The sequence below is a fragment of the Streptomyces sp. NBC_01618 genome (assembly GCF_045209435.1).
Lineage (GTDB): Bacteria > Actinomycetota > Actinomycetes > Streptomycetales > Streptomycetaceae > Streptomyces.
In genome coordinates, this window is the sequence record NZ_CP109297.1 from 4,105,567 (window position 1) to 4,122,595 (window position 17,029).

Below are 17,029 nucleotides of genomic sequence, written 5' to 3' on the forward strand. Positions count from 1 at the left end.
GCGGGGTCGGGCCGGTGACCGACCGGTCCGCTCCGTACGGTGACGGGAGTCAGCGTGACCTCATTGCCCCTGCCCCACGGACTGCACGGCGACGGCTCGCACAAGGTGATCGCGATACACGGCTGGTTCGCCGACCGCTCGGCGTACGACCCGGTGCTGCGGGATCTCGACTTCGGTTCGTTCCAGTTCGCGGTGGTGGATCTCCGGGGCTACGGCGAGGCCCGGGACGCGAGCGGTACGTATACGACTGCCGAGGGCGCAGCGGACGTGCTCGCGCTGGCCGACCGGCTCGGCTGGGAGCGGTTCTCGCTGATCGGTCACTCGATGGGCGGCTCCGTCATCCAGCGGGCGCTGGCCGCCGCGCCGGATCGGGTGCGCAGGATCGTCGGGGTCTCGCCCGTTCCCGCGTCCGGCCTTCCGCTCCCGCCCGATCAGTGGGAACTGTTCGCCGCGGCAGCGCACACCCCGCAGAATCGCCGGATCATCCTGGACACCACCACCGGCGGCCGACGTCCGGCGGCCTGGCTGGACCGCATGGTGCGCCGCTCGGTCGCATGCAGCGACGCGAAGGCGTTCCGGGCCTGGCTGGATTCCTGGGCGGGCGAGGACTTCCACGACCGGATCGACGGTTCGCCCGTGCCTGCCCTGGCCGTCGTGGGCGCGCTGGACCCGGCCCTCTCCGCCGAGCTGCAACGGGCCACCTGGATGCGCTGGTTCCCCCGGGCCGAACTGGTGGAGCTGCCGTCGTGCGGCCACTACGCGATGGACGAGGCTCCGCTCGATCTGATCCGCGTGATGGAGGACTTCCTCCGGGCGGACGCGGAGGACGGGGAGGACGGCGAGGCGAAGGCATGACCGGGAACGCTCCCGAAGCGGCGCCGCCGCGGACACCCGTACCGGACGTCTTCGACCCGAGGCTGTACGCGCAGGGCATCCCCCACGACCGCTACCGCCACCTGCGCGACCACCACCCCGTCTCCTGGCAGCAGGAGCCGGAGGTCCTCGGCTGGCCGGCGGGCCCCGGCTTCTGGGCGGTCACCCGGCACGAGGACGTGGTCCGGGTCCTGAAGGACCCCTCGACGTACTCCTCGTACCTGGGCGCCACCCAGATCCGCGACCCGGACCCCGCCGACCTGCCGTTCATCCGCCGCATGATGCTCAACCAGGACCCACCGCACCACCGACGACTGCGCACCCTTGTCAGCCGCGCCTTCACCCCGAAGCGCGTGGACCGCTTTGAGACGGTCGTCCGTGAACGCGCCCGCTCTCTGCTCACCCGGGCAGTTGCCGAGGCACGGGCCACCGACGGCACCTGCGACCTCGTCACCCAGGTCACCGACGACTACGCCCTGCTCAACCTCACGGACCTGCTGGGTGTGCCGGACACCGACCGAGGCCTCCTTCTCCACTGGACCCAACGCGTCATCGGCTACCAGGACCTGGACGAAGCCGGAACGCCTGCACTCGGCCCGGACGGCAAACCGGTAAACCCGCGTTCCCCAGCCGCACTGCGCGACATGTTCGACTACGCACACGCCTTGGCCTCCCACAAGCGCCGGCATCCCGCCGACGACGTGATGACGGCGCTGGCCACCGAGCCCGAACTGACCGCGCCCGAACTGGAGACGTTCTTCTTCCTGCTGGTGGTCGCAGGAAACGACACCGTACGCAGCGCGGCCCCCGGCGGCCTGCACCTCCTGGCGGAGAACCCCGACGCCTACCGCCGCCTGCGCGACGGCGAGGTGGCCCTTGCCCCGGCCATCGACGAACTGCTCCGCCGCCACCCCCCGGTCCTCACCTTCCGCCGCACCGCCACCCAGGACACGGAGCTGGCGGACACCCGCATCCGCGCCGGCGAAAAGGTGGTGGTCTTCCACGCCTCCGCCAACCACGACGAACGCGTCTTCCCCGCCCCCTTCACCCTGGACCTCTCCCGCACCCCCAACCCCCACATCTCCTTCGGCGACGGCCCCCACGTCTGCCTGGGCGCCCACTTCGCCCGGCTGCAACTGGGCACGTTGTACGAGGAGGCGTGCCGCCTTCTTCCGGCATCGCTCGAAACTGCGGGTTCACCGGGGCGCCTGGTGTCGAACTTCATCAACGGTCTGAAGTCGCTGCCAGTGCGGGTGGTCGGCCACTGACAGCTGGTCCGTGGTCTTGGCGGATCTCGACGAGCCGGTGCGCTCGCGATTCAGCGACCAACCCCGGGCGCCGAGCTCGATCGCATCGAGATCCTCGACATCGAAGATCTCGTGCTTCACCGTGTCCCAGGAATGGAAAGTGGTCATTCCGACGCGCCTTTCTGCTCATCCGGGAGGGAGGATGACTCCGAAGGAAGCTGACTCCGCAGGTCGAGGTCGGGCATCCCTCATGGTGGCAGCTGCACGCGCAACGCAGGTACTCGACCGACGCCTCGCCTTGGCCGACACGGAGTGCAGCGACGGAGAAACTCAGACAGCTTCGTACGCACTTCCTCAGCTGAGATCCAGCGGCCAGATCAGACGGGCGCGGCTCCCGTTGGCGCCGTTGAAGAATCGAAGGGCCGACTCCGGGGTACGGGCGCTGAGGCGTGAGATGCCCTCGGGGAGGACAACTTCCGCCCGATCTTCGAACGCGAGCCCCCAGGCAGCCACCACGCCGTCTTCACAGTCTCCGAGTTCGTGCACGACAGCGAAGACACGCGGCGCGGTCTCTCGCACAAGGTCCTGCACCAACAACTCGAACTCCCGCCTGCCGAGTGGCTCCAGCTCCTCCGAGCCTGCGCTGTCCATGCTGGGTTCGTCAGCAGGGTGTGGGTTCTCGCTCATGGCGTGCCTCCATGGTGGACGACGATATTGTTGAGTCTAAATTTGAATTCAACAGAGCGCAGTCGCTCAAACAGGTGATGCCCAACTGCTCGCTTGCAAACAGGACTTCCTGTAGGGCAAGCAGGAACCTCACCAAGACGCATGTCCAGCACTTGCGTCACACGTGGCAAGGAGAGTGCAGTGACCGAGACATCCAGTCCTACGGTGTGGCGACGCTGGCTTGCTTTTGAGCTGGTCCGGCTGAGGAAGGAAGCTGGGCTCGACCAGAAAGACGTGGCCAAGGCGTTGCGCTGCACGGTGGCAAAGGTTTCCTACTACGAGACATCCGAACGCCCCGTGGTGCTACGAGACTTGAATGAAGTCCTGCTCCCGCTCTACAACGTCCCGGAGGAGCGCTGGGACGACTACCTCCGGGCTGCCAGGAACGCGCGCCGGAAGGGTTGGTGGGAAGGAAGCGACGGCACGCCCATGCCGAGTTGGTTCTCCTTGTTCGTCGGACTAGAACAGGGAGCATCGCAAGTCCGGGCATACGAGAGCGAGGCCGTCCCAGGGCTTCTCCAGACCAGGGCCTACACCGATGCCATCACACGGCGGGGTACCGCTGAGCGGGGAGACGACGAGGTGGAACGCCTCGTCGACCTGCGCATGACGCGGCAGGCCGCGTTGATTCGGGAATCCGCCCCACTGCGGCTCTGGACCGTGCTCAACGAATCGGTGCTGCGCCGACTGGTCGGCAGTTCGGCAATCATGAGGAGCCAGCTCCTTCACTTGGCCGAGATGACCCGCTATCCCAAGATCACCGTGCAGGTACTCCCGTACGAGCACGGAGCACACCCGGGCATGGCGGCAGGCCCGTTCCAGATCCTCGGCTTCCCGTGGCCGGCCGATCCTGGTGTGGCGTATGTGGAGCATCGGGCGGGCGCCTGCTACCTCGAACGTGCCCACGAGATCGAGGCGCATACTGTGGCCTTCGAGCACCTCGTAGCGCTTGCATTGAGCCCGGAGGACTCGGTGGCGATGGTGCGAGAGATTGCGAAGGAGCACGTGTGAACGACAAAGAACAGCCTCTGTCGTACGCCGAGTTGAACGCACTGGTGTGGCGGAAGTCCACCTTCAGCGGCGATCAAGGTGCCTGTGTGGAGGCCGCCCCTTTGCCAGACGGTCGCATAGCCGTACGTAACAGTAACCATCCCGACGCAGGGGCCGTGTTTTTCACCGCTGTAGAGATGGACGCCTGGATCAAGGGCGTGAAGGCGGGGGAGTTCGACCACCTCATCGACGAGTAGCCGGCCGTCGGTTCTGCCGTGCGCGCCTTGATCCGTCTGGTCCGCTGCCTGCGGAGGGTCTCGCGTTGCAACGGCTCCGCTGAGAACGCGCCGGGTCCTGTGGGCGCGCGTCTCCCAGCCAAGGAAGTCGATCGATTGTGGACACGCGGGCCCCGCCTACGATGCCGTTGGAGGCTGCGAGGCACCGTCAACGAGAGAACGCTGTACAGCCGCCTTCACGAGAAGGCGGCCGGTGAGCCACCAGGCGCGGGCCTTCGGACACCCGATCGGGGCATGGCGGCAATGAGGCTTTCCCGGTAAGCGGTCGTCGCTCGCTGCGATTTTGGGCGGTGCTGCGGCTGGTGTCGGCGTTATGAACAGCGTAGCCGGAGATCTATCGAGAGCCTATGAGTTATGGCGCCGGAGATTCGCCACCGCGTCATTTGCTGCCATGCGGATATCTGCGTCGGGGTCATTCTGTGTGACAAGCAATAGAGGAGGAATAAATTCCTTCCAAGGGACATAGTACGTGGCAACCACGCCGGCGTACCGGACGTTCTCATGGGAATCCTCAAAGGAGGACAGGATAGTATTGAAGGTTTCCTCGTTAAAATTATGAGGAGCGCTCAAAGCCACCATTGGCATAGTGAGTACCTTCTCGTCCCAGAAGGAAGAAGTTCTATACATTTCGAGAACTTCCGTGTGTGAGTACAGCGAAAATGCCGATTCGAAGGAGATGACGACATCCCTCACACGAGTCTCTTCCGGGTCCCCTTCGATCACGGTGTACGAGAGACCCATTGTTCGGTTGTGGACGCGATGAATGTCTATTCCCGAGCTAGTTTCCCAGACGAATTCCTCTTCTTGTTCGGGCGTCTCCGGGAAGTGCTCAACGAGCTTCCATGATTGATTTTGCGCAAAATTCTCAAAATCCTCAGGAGGAACCGTCTCTTTAAAAAGAATGCGAATCATGCTTAGATTCTTCCCATGTAGCGACGCAATTCGCGGCGGAGGCGATCGGTGAGTTGTTTGCTTACCAGTTCTGACACTTCTGCATGGAACTGCTCTTCACTCTCGTATACTATTTGCTCCTTTTTCGTCTTTGCGTAGACATAGGAGACGGTAGCGGCCTTTTCTTTTTCGATCATCTCTTGCTGAACGGCAGACCTCAGCCTTTCCGGCATTTTTGGTATCTTCGGTTCTACTCGGTGCCTTTGAGAAGCGATCTTTGCTTCGTATTGTTCGAGTTTCTTCTTCTGGGAGTTTTCCTGACGCACCAGGGTCTTGTCAGTATTCCGGGCCCTCTCACCAGCCTTCTCATCGGTCATGGGGATGAGGTGGTCAATGGAATCCGATAGTTCGCCCTCGCCTTCAGCTAAGGCGGAGAAAGACATGTAGTTCGTCGTAAGTGATCCTCGGTGTCGTCCGGGTTCAATGTCCATGACGAGACGCGTGAGGTTATTGACGAGCGCCAGCGCTTCTGGTTGACGCGTGATCGACCTGCGCGGTTTATTACCTTTTGCAGTTTCGAGGACTGCCCTTGCAATTTCCTGATCGGACAATCCGGTTTGACTCTTAACGGTATCGATGTTTTTCTTCACCTCTGCGTATGATCCATCTCCAGGGAAGCTCTGGAAGAATATCAGACCGGGGATGCTAGGTGGGTATTTGTCTCTCGGTGCTGGTTTCCTTCCTTGGGACTCGGCATTCTCTCGCGCTTCGGTCTGGGCTTTTTCCCACCGTGTACGTATCGCCTGATTTTGAATCCGTGACCGCTGTTCGCGTGTGGGACTACCGACTTCATGCTCGATATACTCATTGTCGTATTCGTAGCGAACTGATTTTCCGAGCGCGTTGCGGTTGCTTTGGTCCTCTCCTGTCTCTATCGGGTGCTTCAAGTATTCGTCATAGTAAACTGATTCATTCTCACGGATAGCGAGCGCTTCCGCTGCAGGGCTTTGGCGAGTCCGAGGTGATTGTGGAGTCCGGCCGTGTCCCTGCACCCAGTCGTCCTGTATCTGTTGGTACTGACTCCTTACCCGCGGATCCTCTTCCAGTTCTTTTGCCATCTGCCGGATTTCTATGTGGAGATTCAGCCCCCTTGCGTCGACCACGCGTTGAACGTCCTGTCTCTGCACGTTATAGGCGCTGCCCACTGTTTTTTCGGTGGTGCGCGCGACAATCAAGAGGCGGTCTGTCTGACTATTTGCGGATAGGTGCCTTATCCCGAATTCACTCTTCCAGCGCCGATTTTTCGAGTCTATTTCATTTCGACTCGGGCTGGAGCTGAAAAGGTTGTGATATCGGGCTGGTAGCTCTTGAGTGGCCCGAATGAATTTCTTCTCATATTCTCCATCCGGGTTTCCCCTGGCGTCATTATTCTTTTTTCCTCTAAGTTTCGCCCAGAGGGCTTTTCCCTTCTTGGTGATGAAGCCCACGATCTTGTCGATCGCTCGGTTCACCGGCCTGGCCACCGCGTGGAACACGCTCTTGACCTTGTTGGCCAGGCCGCCGATGCCGAGCAGGGAAGCGAGAAAGCCGATCAGCAGTGGGACGCTGGCCGCCAGTGCGGCTTCCACCATCTTGGGGACGTCCGCCGAACCTCCGTTGGCGATGGCTATGACGGCGTCCAGGACCGCGTTGACGAACTCCACTATTTGGGCGCCCTGGTTCACGATGAACGTGACGATGTCGATGATTCCCTTGACCGCGCGGACGAAGGCGGAGGCGGGGTTGAGGAGGGAGATGATCCAGGTGATGCCGGCGATGATGACGGTGGGGATCAGGTAGCTGGTGAGTTTTTCGAGGATGGTGGCCTTGAGGTCGCCGGCCTCCTCGGTGATTTCCTTGATGGCGCCTGCGGGGCCTTCCGTCGCGAGTTTCTTTGCGACGGGGACGGAGGTCTCGACGGCGGTCATGGCCTGGTCGGGGATGCCCTTGCGGGTGATGCGGGCGCGGATGTTGGCCCAGGTCAGGCCGAGGAGGGAGCCGATGAGCTGGATGATGCCCTTGAGGTCGAACTTCTGGGGGAGCTCCAGGCCGGCCTTGACCGCGGTGCCCAGCAGCCAGGACACGACGCCGGTCTTGAGGTGCTCGGCGATGTTGGTGATGAAGAGGTTGAGGCCGGCGCCGACTGCCCTGACCAGGTTGCCGAGGAACCCGATGGGGTCCTTGATGATCTTCATGATGGCGGAGGCGGCCTTGGCGAGGATGCCGAGGAGGAGGTTCTTCAGCTCGTTGATCGTCTTGATGACGCCGACGATCGCGTCCTTCGCCTTGTCGACCAGGCCCTTGTTGGCCTCCTGGAGCTTCTTGATCTCCTCGTCGACCTTGTTCAGGGCAGCGGTGTACTTCTGGGCGAGATCCTGGACGAGCTGCTCGGACTTCTCGTTGACCGTGGCTTCCAGGTCGTCGAACTTGCCCGCGAAGTCGGTGGCGGCTTCCTGGCCGAACTCGCGCAGGTCTGCGGGGAGTTTGTCGACCTCGGCCTTCAGCTCCGTTCGGCCCTTGGCTATGCGGGCCTTGGCCTTGCCCAGCTCGGTGCCGACGATGTCGGCGACGGACGAGATGACCGTCTGCATCTGGGAGACGTAGAGCTTGCGGGCCTCCTGGAAGAGGTCGTTGGCCTCCTTCGGCATGCCCATCAGCTTGTCCTTGGCCCACTTCGCAGGGCCGAACATGCCTGAGTAGCGTTTGTCCTTGTACTTCTTCATGCGGCGCTTGTGGTCGGCGGTGAACGCGTCGCGGGCCGCCTTCTCGCCCGAGGTGAATGCCTCGTCGACCTTCTTGTCGAGGCCGGACAGGGTCTCCTCGACGTCCTTCTTCGTTCCGTCGTAGACCTTCTGGAGCTTGGCGGTGACCTCGGCGCGCTTCTTCTCGTCCTTGGACTTCGTTTCGCCCTTGCCGCCGTCTACCTGTTTGCCTGCCGAGGTCCTGGTCGCGGTCAACGCGTTCATGGCCTGCGCCCCGGAGGCCGCCGCTCCGGCCTTTGCGGTGCTCAGTTGCTGGGCCTCGGCAGCCTTGCCCTTGGCGGGGGCCTTTGCGGAGTCGGCTTCCGCTGTCTTCTTCGTGGACAGGGCCTGGTCGAATTCGGGCTCGTTGCCCTTGGCCAGTTGGTCCTCGGTGACTTCGGCGTCCGCCATCGCCTGGTCGTTGGCGGCCGGGCCTTCGGAGAAGTCCGTGACCGAGGCCGGCTGCTTGTCCGGGACCGCGTCTGCGGCGGACGGGGCGCCGGGGTTGGCGGGGGGCTGGTCGGGGGTTAGCGGGGTGACGGGTTTGTCCTTGGCCGCCGAGGTGTCCGGTGGGGCCTTGGTGGCCGTGTCGATGTCCTTGGCGGAGGAGTCCTTGCCGTCCTTGACCTTGCCGTCGACCTCGTCCTTGATCTTGTCGGCCTTGCCGGACTTGGAGAACTTGTCGGCCTGGTCGAGGTTCTTCGGGGCCTGGGCGTCGATGGCCTTGTTCACCGCGTCGACGAACGCCTGCTTGTTGAACTCGCCGGGCTTCGCCGCGTTCATCTTCTCGGCGTTGGCCGCCTTGCCCTGGGCCTCCTTGTCGTCGGGGGGTGCGACGGCCGCGTCCTGTGCTGACTTGGACTCGGTGGCGGCGGGGGCGTGTGCGGCCAGGCGGAGTTTCTTGGCCGCTACGTCGGACTTGACCTTGCGGAAGCCGGGGGCCTGGGCGGGGGACGGTTTCACCGGGGCCGTATACCGCTGGGCGACCAGGCGGGAGACGGCCCTGTTGCCCGCCGCGCGTTGCAGGCGTTGCACGCTGCGGGGGTCGGGGGCCGGGCGGTCGGCCGGCGGGCGGTGGGGTGGGGGCGTTTGGGAACGTGACACTTCGGGCTTGAGTGTCACGTTCTCGCGATGGGGGGTACCTCTGCCGTCGGACGCGGAGGCGGGGTCCTTCTCCGGAACCGCCTTCATCCGCCCTCCCGGCCGCGCATGTGCCCTGTCGGTGTCCCAGGGTGTGCGCAGTACTCGCGGGGTACGCAGGGCAGGCGCACCGCGGTCCGGGGCAGCGTTCGGCGGCACGTACAGCACGATGGCGTTGCCTGATCGGGCAGCGGCCGGTGCACGGGCGGGCGGCCGTGTGTCCGTTCCCGGTGATCGCGGCTGTCGCGAGAATTGCGGGCGTTCCCCGGCCAAGGAGAGACTCACATGCCGTCGTACCTGTCCCCGGGCGTCTACGTCGAAGAGATCGAGTCCGGATCCCGGCCGATCGAAGGGGTGGGCACCTCGGTCGCCGCTTTCGTCGGCTTCGCGCAGAAGGGCCCGTTCGACGAGCCGACGCTGATCACGAACTGGAGCCAGTTCGCCGGCACGTTCGGTGACTTCGTCGACGGCACGTACCTCGCCTCCGCCGTCTACGGCTTCTTCGCCAACGGCGGCGGCGTCTGTTACGTGGTGCGCATCGGTGACGGTACCGAGCCCCCGGCGCAGGACGAGGGCGACAGGGCCGGACAGTTGCCCGCCGGATCGGAGACGCAGCTCGGGCCGTACGCGGTGAAGCCCCGCCCCGGTGCGGCCGGTGAGATCACCGTCGAAGTGGCCGAGGTGGAGGGGGACGATCCGCCTTCCGACGTATTCCAGCTGATCGTGAAGCGGGACGGGCAGGTCGCGGAGACGTACCCGGGCGTCACGACCAAGCGCAGCAAGGAGAACGTCGCCACCCGGGTCAACTCCAAGTCGGAGCTCATCGAGATACGGGAGTCCGGGCGAGGCGCCGCGCCCGCCAGGCCGGAGCCGCAGACCGTCACCCTGGCCCCCGCGGGGCCCGCGTCCCCCGGAGCCGGGGCGCTGACCCCCGAGGTGTACGTCGGCGATCCCGACCGCCGGACCGGGCTCGGCGGGCTCGAAGCCGTCGAAGAGGTCACCACGATCGCCGTGCCGGACCTGATGAGCGCGTACGAACGCGGGCTGCTGGACCTGGAGTCGGTCGTCGCCGTGCAGCAGGGGCTGATCAGCCACTGCGAGCTGATGGGCGACCGCGTCGCCATCCTCGACCCGCCGCCCGGGCTCAGCCCGCAGCAGATCCGCGCCTGGCGCACCGACCGCGCCAACTTCGACTCCAAGTACGCCACGCTCTACTACCCCTGGATCAGGGTCGCCGACCCCTCCTCGGGGCGCGCGCAGCTTGTCCCGCCGAGCGGTCACATCGCCGGGGTCTGGGCACGCAACGACGAGTCGCGCGGCGTGCACAAGGCCCCCGCCAACGAGGTCGTACGAGGGGCGGTCGCCCTGCAGACCCAGCTGACCAAGGGCGAACACGACCTGCTCAACCCGATCGGGCTGAACTGCATCCGGTCCTTCCCCGGACGCGGCATCCGGGTCTGGGGAGCGCGCACGCTGGCCTCGGACCCGGCCTGGCGCTACCTGAACGTCCGGCGCCTCTTCAACTACCTGGAGGAGTCGATCCTCGCCGGGACGCAGTGGGTCGTCTTCGAACCGAACGACGACGCCCTGTGGGCCCGTATCCGGCGCACGGTCTCGGCGTTCCTGGTCAACGAGTGGCGCAAGGGAGCCCTGTTCGGGCTCACGCCGGAAGAGGCGTTCTACGTCAAGTGCGACCGTGAGACCAACCCGCCGGAAAGCATCGACGCGGGTCAGGTCATCTGCGAGATCGGGGTGGCACCGGTCAGGCCGGCCGAGTTCGTCGTCTTCCGCCTTTCCCAGCTGACCGGGGGTACCGGAGGCGTCGACGAATGACCGCCGGAAGCCGGGCCGAGCCGTGCGGACGAACTGTGGTCCGCTGAGCCGTAAAGGAGTCTGTTGTGCCACTTCCCGATCTCGACAGCACCGTCGGGGCCTCCTTCGGCCTCGAATTCGACAGCGTCGTCATCAAGCAGATCACCGAGGTCAGCGGTCTGAAGATGGAACAGGACGTCATCGAGCTGAAGCAGAACACGGCCGACGGCCGCTACGCCATCAAGAAGCTCCCGGGCCGGCCGAAGGCCGGTGAGGTGACCGTGACCCGGGGTCTCACCGAGGACAACAGCTTCGAACGGTGGATCAAGGACTCCCGGTTCGGCCGGATGACGGCGGCCCGCCGCAACGGCGCCGTCATCGTGTACGACCACGAAGGCGTCGCCATCAAACGCTACAAACTCATCAACGCCTGGCCGAAGTCGCTGGAGATCGGCACCCTGAAGGCCGGTGACACCTCGGTCCTGACGGAGAAGCTCGCAATCACCTACGAGAGCATGGAACTCGACTGATGCGACGTACGGCTCCGGCACCGGCACCGGCCGAGGCCCTTGAACGGCCGGACGGGCAGCTGTCGGCCGGTGGTGGCGGGCGGTCCGGCCAACGGGACACTCTGCGTACGGAGTTCTCCTTCGAGCTGCCGCGCGGGTACGTCGACGAGGCGGGCGCCGTGCACCGTACCGGAGTCATGCGGCTCGCGACCGCGCGCGACGAACTCGTGCCGTTGCGGGACGACCGGGTGCGCGAGAACTCCGCGTATCTGTCGGTCGTGCTCATCGCCAGGGTCGTCACCCGGATCGGCACGATCGACGACATCCATCCCGGCATCATCGAGGACCTCTTCGCCTCCGACCTGGCCTTTCTGCAGGACTTCTACCGGCGGATCAACGCCGAGGGACATACCCGCGCCGCCGTCACCTGTCCGTCCTGCCACGAGGAGTTCGCGGTGGATCTCGCCGGTGGCCGCCTGGGGGAATCGTGACGTACGCGGCCGACCTGCTCTACGAGGAGGTCGCGTACCTCGCCTACCACTTCCACTGGCCGCTCGATGAGCTGCTGGACCTGGAGCACCAGGAACGTCTGAGGTTCGTCGCACAGATCGCTCGCCTCAACGGGCAGTAGCGAAGAGCGCAGGGAGGGCGGGAGAATCCATGGGCCTGATGTCCTGGCTGCGCGGTGGCGGGCGGACGGAGACGGGTACGGGCGGGGCCACCGGTGCGGTCGCGGGTATGGAGACCGGCGGCGCCGGTGCCGCTCCGGCGGCCGTGCGGCGTGAACGGGTCGATCCGGCCGAACTGCCGCCCATCCAACGGACTCTGGGCATTCAGGATCTGGTCATCGACCCTGCCGGATTCCAGGGATCGCTCTCCACCCGGCAGGACGCCTCACTCGGGACCCCCCTCGGACATCTCGTCAGCCCGGACGCGCCCACCGGGCTGGTGCACGGGATCACCGCCCCGGCCACCCCGGCCACCGTGGACCGCCCGTCGCCGGTGCAGCGGTCCGTGGAGCGTCCGGTGGAACTGCCGCCGGCCCGTGCCAGGTCCGTTTCCCTGTCCGTTCCCTTGTCCGTGCCCGTGCAGCGCGCTGCCGCGGGTGGTGCGTCCGCGATGACGTCGGCCGGGGAGTCGGCCGTGGCGGAATTGCCGGTACGCCAACTGGTGGGCGAGCAGCCCCTTGTACCGACAACCGAGGCGGCCGTGCCCGATTCCTCGACCCCGCCCACGCCCGTACACTCGCCCTCGCCCACCCCCCCGCCTGTACAGCGGTCGGTGATGCCGCCGGCTGCGGGCCCGCCCCGGCGGGGGCCCGGTCTCGGCGCGCCGATGCCCGCGCTGCCGCCCACGGCACAGCGACAGGCTGCCCACGCCGGACCGGACACGGAGGGGGCGGCCGGAGCGGTTCCGGTTGCCCGGAGTGCGGCGGACGGTGGTGCAGGTGAGGCCCCCGAGTTTCCTCGGGCGCCCGCAGCCCCGGAGCCGGCACCCGACTCCGACGGGCCCACCGCGCCGCTGCTCGGCGCTGATCCGCTGCTCGCCGCCCCGCCGGAGTCCGTACCCACGCCCGCTCCCGCCTCCTCGTCCGGCTCGGCGGTGCAGCGGACTCCCGCCGTGCCGTCGCGGGCTCCCCTGTCACCGCCCCCGGCCACCGCTCCGGTCGCGCCGCTGCTCGCCGACCGGCCCTTGACGCTCCAGTCCGGGCGGAGCGGTGGGCCGGACGCCGTACAGCGTTCCGCCGTGGACGGGGTGGCAGCGTCTGCGCCGGCCGGTGCGGGGCCGGTGCCGGGCCCCGGGCCGACGCCCCTGCCCGATGCCGTTCCGGTGCGCTGGACGTCCGGCGGGCCGGGGGCGCCGTCGACGGCGGCGACACCATCCGTACCGGCGGCGCTGCAACGTACCTCCACGACTCCGGGGCAGGCGGCGGGTGCGCCTTCCCCGCCGCTTCCCGCCCTGCAGCGGCAGGCAGCCGGGGGGCCGCCGGTGCCTCGTTCGTTGCCGGGTTCCGGTAGCCGTACCGCGCCGTCCGCCACCCACGCGCCCTCCGCGCCCTCCTTCACCTCGGCCGGTTCGGTCGCCGTGGCCGCCGGGGTGGCGCAGCGGATGGCCGACGGCAGTGTCGTCTTCGGGTCGCCGCCCCCGCCGTACGCGCCCCCCGTCGTCCAGCGCGAGACGGAGACCGAGGAGCCACCGCCACCGGATCCGCCCCAGGAGCCCGCGCCCGAACCCGATCCGGAACCCCGACCGGAACCGGAACCGGAACCCGGGCCTGCAGCCGGGGCCCACGGCGCACCGGGATTCCCCGGCGGGGCGCCCGTCGTCACCGACGAACTGGTACGCGCCCTGTACGCGCCGCTCAGCAGGCTCTTCAAGGCGGATCTGCGGCTGGAACGGGAACGAGCGGGGTTCCTCATCAACACCCGGCACTGAGGAACGGCGATGAACAGCAGCGACAACACAGGGAATTGAGAGGTACGTGCCATGGCCACCGCCCAGGACAACGACCCCGCCGTCAGCGTCTGCTTCGTCGTCACGATCGACGACATCGAGCTCGGGTCGTTCAACACATGTGACGGGCTGGGCTGTGAAGTGGTGCTCGAAACACGCGAGGAGGGCGGCAACAACGGGCATCTGTGGCAGCTGCCGACCCGCCTGAAGTACTCCAACGTGAAGCTGTCCAGGCCGCTGACCAAGGAGACCGAGAAGGTGGCCCGCTGGTTCGCCACCATGACGACCGGGTTCAGCCGCAAGACCGCGCGCATCGAGGCGCGGACCGGAGACGGGCAGAAGGTGGCCCAGTGGGGGCTGCTGGAGGTCGTGCCCGTCCGCTGGACCGGCCCCTCCTTCACCCCCGAATCGCCGAAGGTCGCGATGGAGACGATCGAGATCGCCCATCACGGCTACGTGATGGAGGGCTGACCGTCGTGAGTGGTGCGGGTCCCATCGCGTTCAGCGCCGCCGGTACGTCCGGGGCGTCGGCGGGGGCGAAGGCGGGCAGGGGAGGTTCGGCCCGGCCCAAGCTGGAGCACGCCTACCTGGAGCTGCGGACGCCGCCGACCGGCGGTGGCCTCACGCCCGGCGGCCCGTGCGGACGGATCGACTTCCAGTTCAACCCCAAGGAGCTGAGCCTCACCAAGGCCGCCTCCTGGAAGCGGAGTCCGGCCAAGGGCGCCAAGAGTTCGGGTCCGCCGGAGTACCAGGGTTCGCAGCCCAGCAAGCTCACCGTGGAGATGTTCTTCGACGCCAGCGACACCCAGGACACCCGTGTGGTGACCTCGGTGGAGCAGCTCTTCGCATGCTGCGTACCGACGAACGAGACCCGTCAGCAGCAGCGTTCGTCGCCGCCGTGGGTGGTGTTCCACTGGGGCGGGCTGACCGGGTTCCCCGGCTACGTCAGCCAAGTGCAGGCGAAATACACCCTGTTCACGACGTCGGGTGTGCCGATCCGGGCGGTCTGCCAGGTGACGATGGAGGAGATCAGCGGCGACACCCCCGGCCAGAACCCGACGTCGGGCGCTCTCGCGGCCCGCCGGGTGCACCGGCTGGGCGCCGGGGACTCGCTGCCCTCGCTCGCCCAGCGCGAGTACGGCGACCCGGCCGCCTGGCGGGTGATCGCGGAGGCGAACGGGATCGACGACCCGATGCGGCTGGCCCCGGGACAGCAGCTGCTGCTCCCCGCGCTCGACGAGCTGTCCCGGCTCGAAGAGACCCGGGACAGGGGGCGGTCCTGATGGCGCAGCCGGGCGTCGCGACGGCGCTGGTGGTGGAGTTCGGTGGCCGGCCGCTGCCGCCCAAGTTCGTGAACACGCTGGTCGAGGGGTACGTCGACGACAGCCGGACCCTTCCCGACCTGTTTCTCCTGCGCTTCCGCGACCCGGACCGGGTGCTGCTGGAACAGACCGGGCTGAAGATCGGCAGCGAGGCCCGGCTGCTGGCCCGCGCGGGCGGCGACACGGCACCGAAACCGCTGCTGAACGGGGTGGTCACGGCCCTGGAGGTGGAGCTCGACGACACCGGTACCTTCACCGTCGTACGCGGGCTCGACGAGTCGCACCGGCTGTTCCGGGGACGCCGGGTGGCCAGCTACCAGAACATGACGCTCGCCGACATCTGCGCCCAGGTCGCCCAGCGCGCCGGACTGAAGCCGGGAACGGTCGACGTGGCCGGGCCCGTACTCGAACACATCGCGCAGCCCAACGTCACCGACTGGGAGTTCGTGCGCGACCTCGCGGAGGAGGCGGGCGCGCAGGCGTACGTACTCGACGGGCAGCTGCACATCACCCGTCCCGCGGAGGCGTCCGGCGCGCCGGACGGCTCGGCGCGGGCCGACCGGAATCCGCTGGTGCTGGAGATGGGCAGCAATCTGCTGCGCTGCCGGGCCGGGGTGTCGTCCGCGGAACAGGTCTCCGAGGTCGAGGTGCGGGGCTGGGACGTCAAGACCAAGCAGCCGCTCGTCGGGCGGGCGCCCGCCGGGAAGTCGGCGACGCTGGATCTGGGGGTGAGCGCGGCCGAGGTGTCCGCGCCGTTCGGCGAGGCGCGTTTCGTGGTCACGGACGCGGCGTACGGGGCGCAGGCGCAGGTGGACCAGGCGGCGAAGGCCCTGGCGGAGCGGATCGCCGGATCGTTCGCCGAGCTGGAGGCGGTGATCCGGGGGAATCCAGAGGTGCGGGCGGGCAGTGCGGTGGCGCTCAACGCGGTGGGGGCGCCCTTCGAGGGGCGGTACACCGTCACGTCGTCGCGGCACGTCTTCGACCCGGTGCGCGGGTACGAGACCTGGCTCACGGTCTCCGGGCAGCAGGAGCGCTCCTTGTTCGGGCTGACCGGCGGAGGGCCGGGTTCCGGCGGATCCGGGGCAGGGGCCGGTGGCGGGTCGCGGTGTGCCGGGCTGGTCAGCGGGACGGTCACGGACACCCACGATCCGGAGGGCTCGGGCCGGGTCAAGGTGCGGTTTCCGTGGCTGTCGGACGAGTACGCGAGCGACTGGGCGCGTACGGCGCAGTCGGGCGGGACGAGCGGCGGCGAGGCGTTCATCCCCGAGGTCGGGGACGAGGTCCTGGTGGGGTTCGAGCACGGACATCTGGACCGTCCGTACGTCCTAGCCGGTCTGTACAACGGGAAGGACCGGCCGTCACAGGGCAGCGGTGGTGGTGGCGGGAGCGGCGGCGGGGGCGGCGGCGGGGGCGGTCAGGGCGGCGGACCGGCCGCCGCGGTGGCCGGTGCCGTGGCCGGCGACCCGGCCACATCGGCCGCCACCTCCGAATCCGCCCCGGGAACCCCGCTGGTCGACCCGACCAACGGGGCCGTCAACCGGCGTTCGATCGCCTCCAGGAGCGGGAACCAGCTGGAACTCCTGGACGGTGCCAACGGACCGCAGGGCGTACGCCTGCTCACCGGCGACGGAAAGCTGAGGATCGATCTCGACCGCAGGGGCACCGTGATCGTGATCAACAGCGACGGCAGCGTGAACATCGAGGCCAAGCAGCAGGTGTCCATCAAGGCGGCCCGCGGCATCGCGCTGGACGGCGGGCAAGGAACGCTCGAACTGAGCGGCGACAGCGTCACGTTGACGTCCCGCAGCGGCGTGAAAGTCGACGGCGGGAACGGCGAGTTGAAGCTCTCCACCGGCGGCACGGTGAACGTCCAGGGCGCCCGGGTGGCGGTCGACGGAACACAGCGGACCGACATCTTGGGCGGCGGTTCCCTGGCCATCAACGCACCCCTGGTGAAGATCAATTGACGGCGCGGACGCGCTGAGCGAG

General features: G+C 67.2%; 15 protein-coding genes. 12 read left to right on the top strand and 3 right to left on the bottom strand.

From position 1 onward, the window contains the following. Positions 1–54: 54 nt before the first annotated feature. Both OH735_RS19195 and OH735_RS19200 read left to right on the top strand, forming a co-directional pair. A complete protein-coding gene (locus OH735_RS19195; RefSeq protein WP_406382748.1) occupies positions 55–855 on the top strand; it encodes an alpha/beta fold hydrolase in 801 nt (266 codons plus the stop codon). Beyond that, the gene (locus OH735_RS19200) at positions 852–2,141 is read left to right on the top strand and encodes a cytochrome P450 (RefSeq protein ID WP_406382749.1); all 1,290 of its coding nucleotides are present in this window, start codon (positions 852–854) and stop codon (positions 2,139–2,141) included. The genes OH735_RS19195 and OH735_RS19200 overlap by 4 nt, the downstream gene beginning before the upstream one ends. 333 nt (positions 2,142–2,474) lie before the next feature. Here the strand turns inward: OH735_RS19200 and OH735_RS19205 are convergent, their stop codons facing one another. Beyond that, on the bottom strand, positions 2,475–2,807 hold the full coding sequence (locus OH735_RS19205) for a hypothetical protein (protein WP_406382750.1): 333 nt from the start codon (positions 2,805–2,807) through the stop codon (positions 2,475–2,477). Between the two features lie 180 nt (positions 2,808–2,987). On the opposite strand from OH735_RS19205, the gene OH735_RS19210 reads away from it, so the two are divergent. Both OH735_RS19210 and OH735_RS19215 read left to right on the top strand, forming a co-directional pair. Next, on the top strand, positions 2,988–3,857 hold the full coding sequence (locus OH735_RS19210) for a helix-turn-helix domain-containing protein (RefSeq protein WP_406382751.1): 870 nt from the start codon (positions 2,988–2,990) through the stop codon (positions 3,855–3,857). Then, on the top strand, positions 3,854–4,093 hold the full coding sequence (locus tag OH735_RS19215) for a DUF397 domain-containing protein (protein ID WP_406382752.1): 240 nt from the start codon (positions 3,854–3,856) through the stop codon (positions 4,091–4,093). Before OH735_RS19210 ends, OH735_RS19215 begins: the two co-directional genes overlap by 4 nt. 384 nt (positions 4,094–4,477) lie before the next feature. Here OH735_RS19215 and OH735_RS19220 read toward each other — a convergent pair whose 3' ends face one another. Together OH735_RS19220 and OH735_RS19225 are read right to left on the bottom strand one after the other, a co-directional pair. Continuing rightward, positions 4,478–5,044 carry a hypothetical protein gene (locus tag OH735_RS19220; protein WP_406382753.1) on the bottom strand — a complete coding sequence of 189 codons (567 nt, stop codon included), beginning with the start codon at positions 5,042–5,044 and terminating at the stop codon, positions 4,478–4,480. A gap of 2 nt (positions 5,045–5,046) precedes the next feature. Continuing rightward, the gene (locus OH735_RS19225) at positions 5,047–8,994 is read right to left on the bottom strand and encodes a hypothetical protein (protein WP_406382754.1); all 3,948 of its coding nucleotides are present in this window, start codon (positions 8,992–8,994) and stop codon (positions 5,047–5,049) included. A 234-nt stretch (positions 8,995–9,228) separates the two neighbouring features. On the opposite strand from OH735_RS19225, the gene OH735_RS19230 reads away from it, so the two are divergent. The 8 genes from OH735_RS19230 to OH735_RS19265 all read left to right on the top strand — a co-directional run bounded on the left by OH735_RS19230 (position 9,229) and on the right by OH735_RS19265 (position 17,007). After that, positions 9,229–10,776: a phage tail sheath family protein gene (locus tag OH735_RS19230; RefSeq protein WP_406382755.1), complete on the top strand. Its 1,548-nt coding sequence runs from the start codon at positions 9,229–9,231 to the stop codon at positions 10,774–10,776. Between the two features lie 65 nt (positions 10,777–10,841). Further along, positions 10,842–11,285: a phage tail protein gene (locus OH735_RS19235; RefSeq protein WP_383722628.1), complete on the top strand. Its 444-nt coding sequence runs from the start codon at positions 10,842–10,844 to the stop codon at positions 11,283–11,285. Then, positions 11,285–11,755 (top strand): hypothetical protein, encoded by a 471-nt coding sequence (locus tag OH735_RS19240; RefSeq protein WP_406382757.1) that lies wholly within the window; start codon positions 11,285–11,287, stop codon positions 11,753–11,755. Before OH735_RS19235 ends, OH735_RS19240 begins: the two co-directional genes overlap by 1 nt. Next, complete coding sequence (locus tag OH735_RS19245) at positions 11,752–11,895, top strand: DUF6760 family protein (protein WP_266747444.1); 144 nt, start codon at positions 11,752–11,754, stop codon at positions 11,893–11,895. The genes OH735_RS19240 and OH735_RS19245 overlap by 4 nt, the downstream gene beginning before the upstream one ends. Before the next feature lie 29 nt (positions 11,896–11,924). Beyond that, a complete protein-coding gene (locus tag OH735_RS19250) occupies positions 11,925–13,700 on the top strand; it encodes a hypothetical protein (protein ID WP_406382758.1) in 1,776 nt (591 codons plus the stop codon). Between the two features lie 51 nt (positions 13,701–13,751). Continuing rightward, positions 13,752–14,189, top strand: coding sequence for a phage tail protein (locus OH735_RS19255; protein ID WP_406382759.1), 438 nt, complete (start codon positions 13,752–13,754; stop codon positions 14,187–14,189). 5 nt (positions 14,190–14,194) lie between these two features. After that, entirely contained in the window at positions 14,195–15,001 is an 807-nt protein-coding gene (locus tag OH735_RS19260) for a LysM peptidoglycan-binding domain-containing protein (RefSeq protein WP_406382760.1), read from the top strand. Beyond that, on the top strand, positions 15,001–17,007 hold the full coding sequence (locus tag OH735_RS19265) for a VgrG-related protein (protein WP_406382761.1): 2,007 nt from the start codon (positions 15,001–15,003) through the stop codon (positions 17,005–17,007). Before OH735_RS19260 ends, OH735_RS19265 begins: the two co-directional genes overlap by 1 nt. Positions 17,008–17,029 lie beyond the last annotated feature (22 nt).